The organism is Anoxybacillus ayderensis (genome assembly GCF_000833605.1).
GTDB lineage: Bacteria > Bacillota > Bacilli > Bacillales > Anoxybacillaceae > Anoxybacillus > Anoxybacillus ayderensis.
Window position 1 is genome coordinate 329581 of sequence record NZ_JXTG01000002.1, and the last position, 14454, is coordinate 344034.

11 protein-coding genes and 1 pseudogene are annotated in these 14454 nt (G+C 43.1%); 10 read left to right on the forward strand and 2 right to left on the reverse strand.

The window, feature by feature from the left end; translation table 11 throughout:
* From JV16_RS03995 to JV16_RS04030, 8 genes and pseudogenes are all read left to right on the forward strand, one after another.
* Entirely contained in the window at positions 1-984 is a 984-nt protein-coding gene (locus JV16_RS03995) for an alpha-ketoacid dehydrogenase subunit beta (RefSeq protein WP_003394199.1), read from the forward strand.
* A 12-nt stretch (positions 985-996) separates the two neighbouring features.
* The gene (locus JV16_RS04000) at positions 997-2307 is read left to right on the forward strand and encodes a dihydrolipoamide acetyltransferase family protein (RefSeq protein WP_042534328.1); all 1311 of its coding nucleotides are present in this window, start codon (positions 997-999) and stop codon (positions 2305-2307) included.
* Between the two features lie 159 nt (positions 2308-2466).
* The gene (locus tag JV16_RS04005) at positions 2467-4449 is read left to right on the forward strand and encodes a methylmalonyl-CoA mutase family protein (RefSeq protein WP_042534330.1); all 1983 of its coding nucleotides are present in this window, start codon (positions 2467-2469) and stop codon (positions 4447-4449) included.
* Entirely contained in the window at positions 4436-6625 is a 2190-nt protein-coding gene (gene scpA, locus JV16_RS04010) for a methylmalonyl-CoA mutase (RefSeq protein ID WP_042534332.1), read from the forward strand. Before JV16_RS04005 ends, scpA begins: the two co-directional genes overlap by 14 nt.
* A complete protein-coding gene (meaB, locus tag JV16_RS04015; protein ID WP_021095270.1) occupies positions 6622-7722 on the forward strand; it encodes a methylmalonyl Co-A mutase-associated GTPase MeaB in 1101 nt (366 codons plus the stop codon). Before scpA ends, meaB begins: the two co-directional genes overlap by 4 nt.
* A gap of 65 nt (positions 7723-7787) precedes the next feature.
* Positions 7788-8726 (forward strand): aromatic acid exporter family protein, encoded by a 939-nt coding sequence (locus tag JV16_RS04020; protein WP_042534334.1) that lies wholly within the window; start codon positions 7788-7790, stop codon positions 8724-8726.
* A 50-nt stretch (positions 8727-8776) separates the two neighbouring features.
* Positions 8777-9274: pseudogene (locus JV16_RS04025) on the forward strand (L,D-transpeptidase); the annotation flags it as partial.
* Positions 9275-9407: 133 nt separating this feature from the next.
* Positions 9408-10625 carry an RNA-guided endonuclease InsQ/TnpB family protein gene (locus JV16_RS04030; RefSeq protein WP_042534336.1) on the forward strand — a complete coding sequence of 406 codons (1218 nt, stop codon included), beginning with the start codon at positions 9408-9410 and terminating at the stop codon, positions 10623-10625.
* 125 nt (positions 10626-10750) lie between these two features.
* Here JV16_RS04030 and prli42 read toward each other — a convergent pair whose 3' ends face one another.
* A complete protein-coding gene (gene prli42, locus JV16_RS15495; RefSeq protein WP_009373849.1) occupies positions 10751-10846 on the reverse strand; it encodes a stressosome-associated protein Prli42 in 96 nt (31 codons plus the stop codon).
* A gap of 143 nt (positions 10847-10989) precedes the next feature.
* On the opposite strand from prli42, the gene mce reads away from it, so the two are divergent.
* On the forward strand, positions 10990-11403 hold the full coding sequence (gene mce, locus JV16_RS04035) for a methylmalonyl-CoA epimerase (RefSeq protein ID WP_035063622.1): 414 nt from the start codon (positions 10990-10992) through the stop codon (positions 11401-11403).
* A complete protein-coding gene (locus JV16_RS04040; RefSeq protein WP_042534338.1) occupies positions 11403-12950 on the forward strand; it encodes an acyl-CoA carboxylase subunit beta in 1548 nt (515 codons plus the stop codon). The genes mce and JV16_RS04040 overlap by 1 nt, the downstream gene beginning before the upstream one ends.
* A 39-nt stretch (positions 12951-12989) precedes the next feature.
* Here the strand turns inward: JV16_RS04040 and JV16_RS04045 are convergent, their stop codons facing one another.
* Positions 12990-14324, reverse strand: coding sequence for a PepSY-associated TM helix domain-containing protein (locus tag JV16_RS04045; protein ID WP_042534340.1), 1335 nt, complete (start codon positions 14322-14324; stop codon positions 12990-12992).
* Positions 14325-14454: the final 130 nt, after the last annotated feature.

Consider the following 14454-nt stretch of genomic DNA (forward strand, 5'->3'; position numbering starts at 1 on the left):
ATGCCTGTCATTTCATATATCGATGCCGTTACGATGGCCATTCGCGAAGAAATGGAACGTGACCCGCGCGTATTCGTACTTGGAGAAGATGTTGGAAAAAAAGGGGGCGTATTTAAAGCGACGCAAGGGCTTTATGATCAATTTGGGGAAGAGCGAGTCATTGATACGCCGTTAGCGGAATCTGCGATTGTTGGTGTCGGGATCGGTGCAGCGATGTACGGATTACGCCCAATTGCTGAAATTCAATTTGCGGATTTTATTATGCCTGCTGTCAACCAAATTATTTCTGAAGCGGCGCGCATTCGTTATCGTTCGAATAACGATTGGAATTGTCCGATTGTTATTCGTGCTCCATATGGTGGCGGCGTTCACGGAGCGTTATATCATTCCCAATCTGTTGAAGCGATTTTTGCAAATCAGCCGGGATTAAAAATCGTTATGCCGTCTACACCGTACGATGTGAAAGGATTATTAAAAGCGGCGATTCGTGATGAAGATCCAGTGTTGTTCTTTGAGCATAAGCGCGCATATCGTCTCATTAAAGGGGAAGTTCCAACAGACGACTATGTGCTTCCGATCGGTAAAGCAGATGTCAAACGTGAAGGAGAAGACATTACAGTTATTACGTACGGCTTATGCGTTCATTTTGCTTTGCAAGCTGCTGAAAAATTGGCGCAAGAAGGCATTTCCGCTCACATTTTAGATTTGCGTACCGTCTATCCGCTCGATAAAGAAGCGATTATTGAAGCAGCAAGCAAAACAGGAAAAGTATTGCTTGTGACAGAGGACAATAAAGAAGGAAGCGTCATGAGCGAAGTAGCGGCGATTATTGCAGAACATTGCTTATTCGATTTAGACGCACCAATTATGCGACTAGCTGGTCCAGACGTTCCAGCTATGCCATATGCGCCAACGATGGAAAAATTCTTTATGGTCAACCCAGATAAAGTCGAAAAGGCGATGCGCGAATTGGCGCAGTTTTAAGGAGGAGTCACGATGGCGATTGAGAAAATTACGATGCCACAGCTTGGGGAAAGTGTAACGGAAGGGACGATTAGTCAATGGCTCGTATCTGTTGGCACTCGTGTCAACAAATATGATCCGCTTGCCGAAGTGATGACAGATAAAGTGAATGCAGAAATTCCATCTTCATTTGCTGGTGTCATTAAAGAAATTATCGCAAAAGAAGGGGAAACGTTGCCAGTTGGCGCCGTCATTTGTACGATTGAAGTCGAAGGAGAAGGCATAGAAACGGCGGAAACGAAACAAGAAGAAGCACCGAAAGCGGAAGCTCCGGCAGCGCCAGCGCAAGCAGCAATGCCGAAAAAACCGGCGGGAGAAAGAGGCCGCTATTCGCCAGCCGTTCTTCGCCTTGCCCAAGAGCACAACATCGACCTTGAACAAGTACGAGGAACAGGCATGGGTGGACGCATTACGCGCAAAGACTTGTTGAAATTGATCGAATCCGGCAACATTCCAACGCCTGGACAAGCGCCAACCGCTCCGGTTCAAGAGTCTGTGCAGTCGGTGCAAGAAGCGCCAAAAGCGGAAGCTTCAGTTGCGGCAACACCGAAACAAGCCGCTGCGCCTAACGTACCGGTTCAACCAGGTGATATTGAAATTCCAGTGACACCAGTTCGAAAAGCGATTGCGACAAATATGCTTCGCAGCAAACATGAAGCACCGCACGCATGGACGATGGTTGAAGTCGATGTAACAAACTTAGTTGCTTATCGCGATTCGATTAAAGACGAATTTAAAAAGCGCGAAGGCTTTAACTTAACGTATTTTGCGTTTTTTGTAAAAGCGGTGGCTCAAGCGTTAAAAGAATTCCCACAAATGAACTCGATGTGGGCAGGAGATAAAATTGTTCAAAAGAAAGATATTAACATTTCAATTGCCGTAGCAACAGATGACGCCTTATTCGTTCCAGTCATTAAACATGCTGATGAAAAATCAATTAAAGGAATTGCGCGTGAAATTGCTGAATTAGCCGCAAAAGTGCGCGCAGGTAAGCTCCGTCCGGAAGATATGCAAGGGGGCACATTTACAGTCAATAACACAGGTTCGTTCGGTTCGGTGCAATCGATGGGAATCATTAACTACCCGCAAGCAGCGATTTTACAAGTTGAATCGATCGTGAAACGCCCGGTTGTAAAAGACGGCATGATTGCGATTCGCGATATGGTTAACCTTTGCTTATCGCTAGATCATCGCGTGCTCGATGGTTTAATTTGCGGTCGCTTTTTAGCGCGTGTCAAAGAAATTTTAGAGCATGTCACAAAAGAAAACACACCAATTTACTAATGATGATGAGGAGGGTAACGAATAGTTATCCTCTTCTTCTTATATCAACGATTTCTCTTTTCTTCCTTTCGACGATGTACTACAATAAAAAATGTAACGAATATTTTCAAAAATAAGAAAAGAAAGCGTTTCAACAACAAAGGGGGATGGGGTGCTACAATGAAACAAATATCGTTTCCGATTCCAAGCTACGACGAATGGAAACAAGAAGTGGAGAAATCGCTAAAAGGAAAACCGTTTGATCGGTTATATGCCACAACATATGAGCAAATTCAATTAAAACCGATTTATACACGCGCTGATGTAGAGGGGTTGCCTATTGAACAATATCCAGGTTTTCCTTCATATGTGCGCGGAACAGAAGTAGAAGGATATATAAAAAAAGCGTGGGAAGTCAGTCAACAGTGCGAGGCTTCGACACCTGAACGATGGAATGAGCTCATGAAACATCAACTTGAACGTGGACAGACAGAAATTCATGTCGTATTGCCGAAGCTAAAATTTGTTATTCAAACGATAGAACAAATAAAAACGATGTTTTCAAACATTTCTTTAGAAAATTACTCGCTTCGCATCGATACAGGGGCATGTGCATTTCCGTTTCTTCCGCTTTTTGTCGCATATATTGAGGAAAGTGGACAGCCGCTTAGTCGCATGCGCGGGACGATCGGAATGGATCCACTTCATTCATTGACGATCACAGGAAAGCTTCCTATGTCGCTTTCTACTTTATATGATGTCATGGCAGATGTGACGAAATGGGCGAAAACACATATGCCACATGTGAAAACAATCCTCGTTCATGCCGATCCGTATCATAATGGGGGAGGGCATGCGATTCAACAGCTTGCATTTACTTTTGCCTCAGCCGTAGAGTATATAAACGAATGTCTCGAGCGTGGATTAACGATTGATGACGTAGCCAACCGTATCGATTTTTCTTTCCCAGTTGGCTCACATTTCTTTATAGAAATTGCGAAGCTACGTGCTGCGCGGCTCATTTGGTCAAACATTGTGCAAGCGTTCGGAGGAAGCGAACAAGCGCAAAAACTATCCATTCATGCGCGTACGTCGTATTTTACGAAAACGGTATACGATCCGTACGTCAACATGCTTCGCGCAACGACAGAAGCGTTTGCTGCGATCGTCGGTGGAGCAAACAGCCTTCATGTTTCACCATTTAACGAACCGTTTGCAACAGAAGATGAATTTGCAGAGCGCATCGCTAGAAACACACAACTTATTTTGTTAGAAGAAGCTCATATCGGAAAAGTGATTGACCCAGCTGGCGGATCGTATTATGTAGAAACGTTGACAGCACAAATAGCAGAAGAATCTTGGAAATTATTTCAACAAATCGAAGCGCAAGGCGGGATGACAAAAGCGCTTCAATGTGGATTTGTGCAAAAGGAAATTGAAAACGTAGCAAAACAACGCGAACAACATGTGAAAGAAAGAAAAGAAAAGATCGTCGGAACGAACGTATATGCAAACATCGCTGAGCCGTCAGCACCGAAACATACGTACACTTCTTACGGAAGCAATCATATGTATATCGATATAAAAACAATGGAAGAGGCGCTTTCGCTTGTTAAACGTCGAGCGATCGCTCAACATGTTATACATGAAAAGGAAAGTTCAGCCGTGATTGTGTCACCGATTCGACAATGGCGTTTATCTGAGCCGTTTGAACAGCTTCGCAAAGCATCGGAACGCCATGCAGAAACAAGCGGTCAGCGTCCAACTGTGCATCTTGTAAATCTCGGTTCCATTCCAAAACATAAAGCGCGCGCCGATTTTATAACAGGCTTTTTTGAAGCGGGAGGATTTACGGTCGTAAAAAATGACGGTTATATGACGATAGAGGAAGCCGTCAACGGCATACTTGAAGCAAACGGAACGCATTATATCATTTGCGGGACAGATGATGATTATGTAGATGCCGTTCCGCATATTGTGCGTCAAGTAAAAACGAAAAAAAGCGATGTTCGCATATATGTCGCAGGAAAGCTACCATCACATATTGAAGCAACGTTTATAGAAGCGGGCGTCAATGGATTCATTCATATCGGTTCGAACTGCTACGATACGATTTTCGCATTTATGAAAGATATGGGGGTGAACGTGGATGGGGAAAATTAATTTTGCCAATCGATCGTTACAATATGGAAAGCCAGTTGATGAACAAACGTGGAAAAAAGCGATCGAACAAAAAGTAAGAGCAACATTCGATGAGCTCGTATTCCAAACAAACGAACATATTGCGATCAAACCGCTATATACGAAAGAAGATATAGCAGACCTCGATTTTCTTGACTATATGCCGGGCATTCCGCCGTACGTTCGTGGACCATATCCATCGATGTACGTCAATCGCCCATGGACGATTCGTCAATACGCTGGCTTTTCGACAGCGGAAGAAAGCAATGCATTTTATCGTCGCAACTTAGCGATGGGTCAAAAAGGGCTGTCTGTCGCTTTTGATCTTGCAACACATCGAGGATACGACTCCGACCATCCGCGCGTTATCGGGGATGTCGGCAAGGCAGGGGTCGCCATTGATTCTGTGTTAGATATGAAAACGTTATTTGACGGCATCCCGCTTGACCAAATGTCCGTATCGATGACGATGAACGGTGCCGTATTGCCAATTATGGCGTTTTACATTGTGACGGCTGAAGAACAAGGAGTAAAACAAGAACAGCTATCTGGAACGATTCAAAATGACATTTTAAAGGAATATATGGTGCGGAATACGTACATTTATCCACCAGAAATGTCCATGCGTATTATCGCAGACATTTTTGCGTATACGTCAAAACATATGCCGAAATTCAACAGCATAAGCATTTCAGGTTACCATATGCAAGAAGCAGGAGCACCTGCAGATATTGAACTCGCTTATACGCTTGCGGATGGATTAGAGTATGTGCGCACAGGACTAAAAGCAGGCATTGACATCGATTCATTTGCTCCGCGCCTATCGTTTTTCTGGGCGATTGGGATGAACTATTTTATGGAAGTAGCAAAAATGCGGGCAGCGCGAATCATTTGGGCGAAAATGATGAAAACATTTAACCCGAAAAACCAAAAATCGCTCGCCCTTCGCACGCATTCGCAAACATCGGGATGGAGCTTAACTGAACAAGATCCGTTTAATAATGTCGTGCGCACATGTTTAGAAGCGCATGCCGCAGCGATGGGACATACGCAGTCGCTTCATACAAATGCGCTTGATGAGGCAATTGCATTACCGACGGACTTTTCCGCTCGCATCGCACGCAACACGCAGCTTTATTTACAAGAAGAAACAGGCATTTGCCAAGTCATTGACCCATGGGCAGGTTCGTATTATGTGGAAACGTTAACGAACGAATTAATGAAGCGTGCATGGGCTCATATTGAAGAAATCGAAAATCTCGGCGGAATGGCGAAAGCGATTGAAACAGGTTTGCCAAAAATGCGCATCGAAGAAGCTGCGGCAAGAAGGCAAGCAAAAATTGACTCCGGTGCGGAGACGATTATCGGCGTGAATAAATATCGTCCAGAAAAAGAACAACCGATCGATATTTTAGAAGTGGATAATACGGCCGTTAGAGAGCGGCAAATTGAAAAATTAAAACAGTTGCGCGCTTCTCGTGATGAAGAACGCGTTCAACAAACGCTACGTGCGATTACGAAAGCAGCAGAAACAGGTGAAGGAAACTTGCTTGAATTGGCGGTAGAGGCAGCGCGCGCTCGGGCGACGTTAGGAGAAATATCTGATGCGATTGAAAAAGTAGCAGGCAGGCATAAAGCCGTCATTCGTTCCGTTAGCGGCGTATATAGTTCCGAGTTTACAAACGAAGAAGAAATTGCCCGCGTCAAAAAAATGACGGATGAATTTTACGAGCTAGAAGGAAGACGACCACGCATTTTAATCGCAAAAATGGGACAAGATGGACATGACCGCGGAGCAAAAGTGATTGCGACGGCATTTGCTGATTTAGGGTTTGATGTCGATATCGGTCCTCTCTTTCAAACACCAGAAGAAACAGCTCGGCAAGCGGTTGAAAACGATGTCCATGTCGTCGGCATGAGCTCGCTTGCTGCGGGGCATAAAACGTTGTTGCCACAACTTGTTGAAGAGTTGCGAAAATTAGGTCGTGAAGATATTATCGTTGTCGTTGGTGGAGTCATTCCACCACAAGACTACGAATTTTTATATGAACATGGTGCAGCTGCAATTTTTGGACCAGGTACAATCATCCCGGTAGCAGCACAAAAAGTATTGCATGAAATTTATCGGCGACTCGGTTACGAGGAAGTGAGTGAATGAGCGAAGAACGGACATCTCGGCCTGAATGGGCTGATGACGGCAAGATGTTTGCAACGTCGTATGTGAAAGGAAACGATCGTGCCCATTTAGCGAAAGAAAACCGATCGGTCAAACGAAAAGAACGTTCCGTTGAGGAATATGTTGCAGGTGTATTGAATCATGATCGCACCATTTTAGCGCAAGCGATCACGCTTATTGAAAGCAATGCAGCAAAACATACCGAAAAAGCTCAGCGCATTTTGCATGAACTTCTTCCATATGTCGGGCGCTCCATTCGCATTGGTATCACCGGTGTGCCGGGAGCAGGAAAAAGTACGTTTATTGAAGCGTTTGGACAATTTTTATGTGAGAAAGGACATCGTGTTGCCGTATTAGCTGTCGATCCGAGCAGTTCAATTACAGGAGGAAGCATTCTTGGCGATAAAACGCGCATGGAACATTTAGCGCGCCATCCTCGTGCGTTTATTCGTCCCTCCCCATCAGGCGGGACGCTCGGTGGCGTGCATCGCAAAACGCGCGAGACGATGTTGCTTTGTGAAGCAGCTGGATATGATGTAATTCTTGTGGAAACGGTCGGTGTTGGTCAAAGCGAAGTGGCGGTGCGCGGTATGGTTGATTTTTTCTTATTGCTCGCTTTAACGGGCGCTGGTGATGAATTGCAAGGAATGAAAAAAGGAATGATGGAACTCGTCGATGCGATCGTCATTAATAAAGCAGATGGCGACAATAAAAAGAAAGCAGAAGTAGCGAAAGAAGAATATAATCAAATTTTACACTACTTGCGCCATGCAACGAAAGGTTGGGAAACGAAAGCCTATACATGTTCTTCTCTTTACGGAGAAGGAATTGAACAAATTTGGGAAGTGATCGAACAGTTTGTGCAAACGACAAAACAATCGGGTGTGTTTGAGGAAAGAAGAAGAGAACAGATGAAAGATTGGCTGCATGCGATGATTAAAGATTATTTACACAACCGCTTTTTTCATCATCCAGTTGTACAACAACAGTTGCCGGCTATTGAACAAGAGGTGATGGCAGGAAAACAGCCTGTCACGATGGCTGCCGAGCAATTAATTCGTTTATATGAACAAATGTAAAAGGTGTCCGTGATGGGCACCTTTTACATTTGAATGTGTTATAATAGGGGCGGAGTGTGATAGCTATGCTAAAAATTGGTTATCGAACGACGAAAACGGTGATCGGAACGGCGAGCGCGATTGCGATTGCCCAATCGTTACATCTTGAAAATTTTGCTTCTGCTGGCATTATTACATTACTTTGCGTTCAAGTGACGAAAAAAAAATCATTGCAAACAGCGCGCGCTCGGTTTGTTGCTGGTTTAGTTGGTTTGTTGTTTTCGTTTTTCTTTTTTGAAGGGCTTCGTTATCATCCGATTTCGATCGGTTTATTGCTGTTATTTTTTATTCCGACGACCGTTTCGTTGAAAGTGACGGAAGGAATTGCGACAAGTGCGGTCATTATTTTGCATGTATATATGGCGAAAGCGATGACGTGGCATCTCGTATATAATGAAGTGATGTTAATGATCATCGGCATCGGCATCGCTTTGCTCGTCAATATGTACATGCCGAGCGTGGAAAAAGATTTAAAAGAATATCAACGCATCGTAGAAGACTTATTTCGCATCATTTTTAAAGAAATTGTTCATTATTTACGGACGAATGAAAGTTTATGGGACGGAAAAGAAATTGCGTTAGCGAGCGATACGTTAAAGCAAGCAAAGGCGCTTGCGTTGCAAAATATTGAAAATCATTTTTTGCGCAATGAAGATTATTATTACCGATATTTTCGTATGCGCGAACGGCAATTTGAAATTATTGAGCGGATGTTGCCGCTTATTAGTTCCATGACATATACGGTCGAGCAACGCAATATGATTGCTGATTTTATCGATGAACTAAGCGATGCGATTCACCCGGGAAATACAGCGGATCGTTTTATTCGGCAACTTGAGGAGATGAAAAAACAGTTTCAACAAATGCCGTTACCAAAAACGCGCGAGGAGTTTGAACAACGTGCGGCTCTTTTGCATTTTGTGAAAGAGATGGAACAATATTTAATTATCAAAAGTCAATTGTAGCGGTATGGTTGCCCTTTTTTTACGCACAATAATTGAAAAAGGGTGAGATGATGCCGCTTCTTTTTGCTTTCTTTCTTTTTCTTTCACCGCTTTGGCCGCTTGGAGACAATCCGCGTGTTGGTGATCCGATGATTATTGTTAACAAACAAACGAATCAACTTGCTTTTATTCGCCATGGAAAAATTGAACGTATATATCGTGTTGCTACAGGAAAAACGAATGCGCTCACGCCAGAAGGATTATTTACCGTTACGGTGAAGGCGGTCAATCCGTACTATCGAAAGAAAAATATTCCAGGCGGCGCCCCGAACAATCCGCTCGGTACAAGATGGATCGGATTTGATGCGCGCGGGACAGATGGACGAACGTATGGGATTCATGGAACGAATCGACCGTCATCGATTGGACGTTATATAACAGAAGGATGTGTGCGCATGCACAATCGCGATGTCGAGGCGTTATATCCGAACGTGCCACTAGGAACGAAAGTAGCGATTGTAAAAACAAATGAATCGTTCCAACAGCTCGGTAAAAAGTATGGTTCTGTTTTTTCATTCAATCGTAAAAATTTTGATAAAATATATTTGAGATCACACTTCTTTCGTGATTATTTTTACATCTTATTGCATGGCTCTCTGATGAACATATATAGTAAAAGAGAAAGCGAGGTGAACAACGATCATGATGGCGAATCGAGTGGAAAGGCACATCATTTATCCAAACCATCCGTATTATCCGATGATCGATGAGTATTGTTTTCGGTCAAAAAACTTGTACAACTTCGCCAACTATCAAGTGAGGCAAACGTTTTTTCAGCACGGCACGTATCTTTCTTACAACAAGCTAGACAAACTGCTGAAAACAGAAGGGATGGATGCAGACTATCGAGCGATGCCAATGGCTCAATGTGCCCAACAAACGTTAAGAATGTTGCATCAAAATTGGCAATCATTTTTTAAGTCGATAAAAGATTGGACAAAAAACAAAGACAAATATACAGGCAGACCGAAACCGCCCAAATATCTCAAAAAAGACGGACGATATGTACTTGTGCTAACGAATCAATCATGTAAAGTCGTCGATGAACACATCACGTTTCCTGCCTGTTTTCAAGGGTTTCGGTTAAAAACAAACATGAAAGGAAATCTACAACAAGTCCGATTCATTCCAAAACACCGCCATATCATCGTCGAAGTCGTTTACAAAATCCCTATTCCACCGCAAAAACAAGATTACAACAGATACATCAGTATTGATTTGGGTTTAGATAACTTCGCAACCATTGTAAACAATGTGGGCAAACAACCAATCGTGATCAATGGTAAAGGTCTAAAATCCGTCAATCAATACTACAACAAACAAATGAGCCACTACCGCAAAGTAGCGAAACAGATGAATGGACTCGATTGGACAAAACGAATGAGCAAAATGACAGAAAAACGAAACCGCATCGTAGAAAACTTTATGCACCAAGCGAGTGCCTTTGTCATGAAACATGCGCTGTCTTTAGACTGCGATACGATTGTGGTGGGGATGAATAAAGATTGGAAGCGTGAAGTCCATCTCGGAAAGCGCACAAATCAAGCATTCGTTCACATTCCGTATCAAACGTTTCTTCATCAGTTGCAGTACAAAGCAAAACAGCATGGGATTCGCGTCATCGTGACAGAAGAAAGCTATACATCCAAATGCAGTTTTTTAGACATGGAAGAAATCAAAAAGCAAAAACAATACAAAGGAAAACGAATCAAGCGTGGACTGTTTCAATCTGAAAACGGAACGCTTATCCACGCAGATGTCAATGGGGCATACAACATCATGAGAAAAGTATTCCCAAAGGCGTTTGCCAATGGGATAGCGGGTGTGGGGTTACACCCGATCCGAGTACATGTCGCTTAAACGACGTGGACGGATAAACAATTTTGTTAAAATCTTTATCATTATTCTATGATTTTAATAAAATTGATAACCTGGGGCGCTGAAATAAAACAAAGAACAAGCTGACCGAATATGGTCAGCTTGTTCTATATCCACATGCTTAATCCAGCGAGCAAAGAAGTTAAAAGCATCGAGCCGAGCATTAAATAAACAACAATTTTTTGCACTTTTTTTGAATGCATGTTCTTCACCTCTTGCTTCCTATTGTACAAACATGCTGTGCGGCAAACAAGCAGGAAAAATGCAAAAAAAGAAGGAAAAAAGAGAAAGGATGTCGAAATACATAGATGGTTTGCAACCGAGAACAACAAAGGGGTTGGGGTTTATGGAAGTAAAAAAAGTCGATCATATTGGTATTGCAGTCAAATCGTTAGACGAGGCGCTTCCGTTTTATACGGATACGCTTGGCTTATCGTGCATTGGCATTGAAACAGTCGAATCAGAACAAGTCCGGGTAGCATTTTTAAAAGTTGGCGATGTCAAGCTTGAACTGCTTGAGCCGCTCTCTGAACATAGCCCGATTGCTTCTTTTATTGAAAAGCGAGGCGAAGGCATTCATCATGTCGCTCTTGGGGTTGATCATATCGAACAGCGCATCGAAGAGTTAAAAAATAACGGCATTCGCATGATTCACGAGCAACCGAAGCGCGGTGCAGGCGGTGCACACATCGCTTTTATGCATCCGAAGTCAGCCCGAGGCGTGTTATATGAGCTTTGTGAAAAGGTCGGTGGGCAGTAATGGACATGTACGATAAAATCAACGAGCTATATGACCGCCGCCGAGAAATTGAGTTAGGCGGTGGCGACGATAAAATTGCAAAGCAGCATGAAAAGGGAAAATTAACAGCAAGAGAGCGCATCGATCTTTTATTAGATGAAGGGACGTTCGTTGAGTTAAATCCGTTTATTGAACATCGTTGCACCGATTTTGGATTAGCGGGAAAAAAAGGACCAGGTGACGGAGTTGTCACAGGATACGGTAAAATCGATGGGCGGACAGTATTTGTCTTTTCGCAAGACTTTACTGTATTCGGTGGAGCGCTTGGGGAGATGCATGCGAAAAAAATTGCGAATATTATGGATTTAGCGGCGAAAACAGGAGCTCCAATCATCGGATTAAACGATTCTGGTGGCGCGCGCATTCAAGAAGGCGTGTTGTCGCTTGATGGATACGGCCATATTTTTTATCGGAACTCGATTTATTCGGGCGTCGTTCCACAAATTTCCGTCATTATGGGGCCATGTGCAGGAGGGGCTGTCTATTCACCAGCCATTACTGATTTTGTATTTATGGTCGAAAAAACGAGCCAAATGTTTATTACCGGACCGAAAGTGATTGAAACGGTGACAGGCGAAAAAATTAGCGCAGAAGATTTAGGTGGCGCGCGCGTTCATAATACGATTAGCGGAAATGCTCATTTTTCAGGAGCGACAGAAGAAGAGGTGCTTGCGCAAGTACGACGGCTATTAAGCTATCTTCCACAAAATTGTCAAGAAAAGCCGCCTGTTGCACCTGCACAAAAGGAAAGCGATTACCGTCCCGATTTAGCGGATGCCATTCCTATTGATGCGGTGCGTCCATACGATGTGCGAAACGTCGTGTTGCAAGTCGTTGACGAAGGTTCGTTTATGGAAGTACAAAAAGATTTTGCGAAAAATATTGTCATCGGTTTTGCCCGCATCAAAGGGGAAGTTGTCGGACTTGTATGCAACCAGCCGAAGTTTATGGCCGGGGGGCTTGATATTGACTCATCGGATAAAGCGGCGCGCTTTATTCGCTTTTGCGACTCGTTTAATATCCCAATTATTACATTTGAAGATGTGACGGGATTTTTCCCAGGAGTCAAACAAGAACACGGGGGCATCATTCGACATGGGGCGAAAATTTTATATGCGTATTCGGAAGCGACGGTGCCGAAAATAACGGTCATTTTACGGAAAGCGTATGGTGGAGCATACGTTGCATTAAACAGTAAATCGATCGGAGCAGATGTCGTATACGCATGGCCAAATGCAGAAATTGCCGTTATGGGACCACAAGGGGCAGCGAACATTATTTTCGCAAGCGACATCGAAAATAGTCCGAACCCAGAAGAAACGCGAGCGCAAAAAATTGAGGAATATCGCGACAAATTCGCCAATCCTTATGTCGCCGCAAAGTACGGTATGGTCGATGACGTCATCGATCCGCGCGATACGAGAATCAAGCTCATTCAAGCGCTCGATATGCTTCGCCATAAACAGGAAGAACGTCCAAAAAAGAAACATGGGAATATTCCGTTGTAGTAGAGAAAAGCGAACAGTGGGTGCACTGTTCGCTTTTCCTTACGAGAACCATGTTTGCAATTTTGGAATGCGACGGATAACAATCCAATCGGCAATAAAAGCGATGACTAATGAAAGAGCGACTAAAGGCATGGTAAGTCCTAATACGATAATGATAAAGGTGACTATTCGCATCACTTTTTTGCTTTGTGGTGCAGGTGGTACCCCAAGTGCCCCTTTTGGACGTCGTTTCCACCACATGACAACACCGCTATACGCAATGAAAATAAGACCGAGGCAAGTTACAAGACCGATCAATTGATTAAATAAGCCGAAATATCGACCTTCATGAAGGGCAATGCCAATTTCGATCATTTTAGCTAGCCACCCATAATCTTTAAAGCGTAAATCTGCTAACACTTCGCCGCTATATTGATCAATATGTAATGTAGCTTGATCTTGCGGCAAGTTCGGAAAGACGGAAACGGTATATACTCCTTTTTCTCCTTCAGGGAAGTAAATAGAAAAGCCAGGATGAACATGCCGATCTTTTGCAATTTGAATAACTGATTCAACCGGAATCGTCATTGCCCCATTTTGTTTCGATTCAGGCACAGGCATATTTTCTGCAGCCCATGGCACATCTGCGACCGATTTTGTTGGAATAACAGATTCAGGTATTTCATCCCATAATCCAGATGGATATCCTGTATGGGTGGCTGTAGCGATTTGATTAATTTTATCGCCCATAAATCCAGCCCAAGGTAAACCGGTTAAAATAAGCAATAAAATAAACATAGAAAGCCAAATAGCAAGAACGGAATGAATGTCTTTCCACATGACGCGCTTTCCTTCATGAAAGCGAATTTTTACAATGCCATATAAAGAGCGGTTTCGTGGCCACCATAAATATAATCCTGTTATTAATAAAATAACGGCCCAACATGCTGCAAGTTCAACGATTCGATCACCAACTGTTCCGACCATGAGCTCGCCGTGCAACTTGACAATGATATTCATAAGCTTATCTTCTTTTGCGAGTTTACCAACAATATCGCCGGTATATGGGTTAACAAAAACGATATAAGTTTTTCCATCTAAAACAATGCCCACTTCTGTTGAACGGTTAGGGGCATCGCTCGGACGATAGCTGACGACAGTAGCATTTTCATACGTGTTTTTGACTTGTTCAATCACGTAGCTTGGGGCTAGCTCATGTTCTCCCTCTTGAACATAATAGAGATCGTTGTATAAAACAGATTCAATTTGTGGCTTAAATAAGTAGATGGCTCCCGTAATGGAAAGAATAATTAAAAATGGCGCAAAAATGATTCCAGCATAAAAGTGCCAACGCCATATTGCTTTGTAAAAATCTTTGTTCGTTAAGTAATCCATAAAAACCTCCTAATTTACTATGAAATGAAGTTCAAGATGAATGATATAATGAAATTGTGACAAATGTGTGAAATGAAAGAAAAAAATTATGTGTACATGTTCATCGCCATATGAAGGAATTTTCGTTATA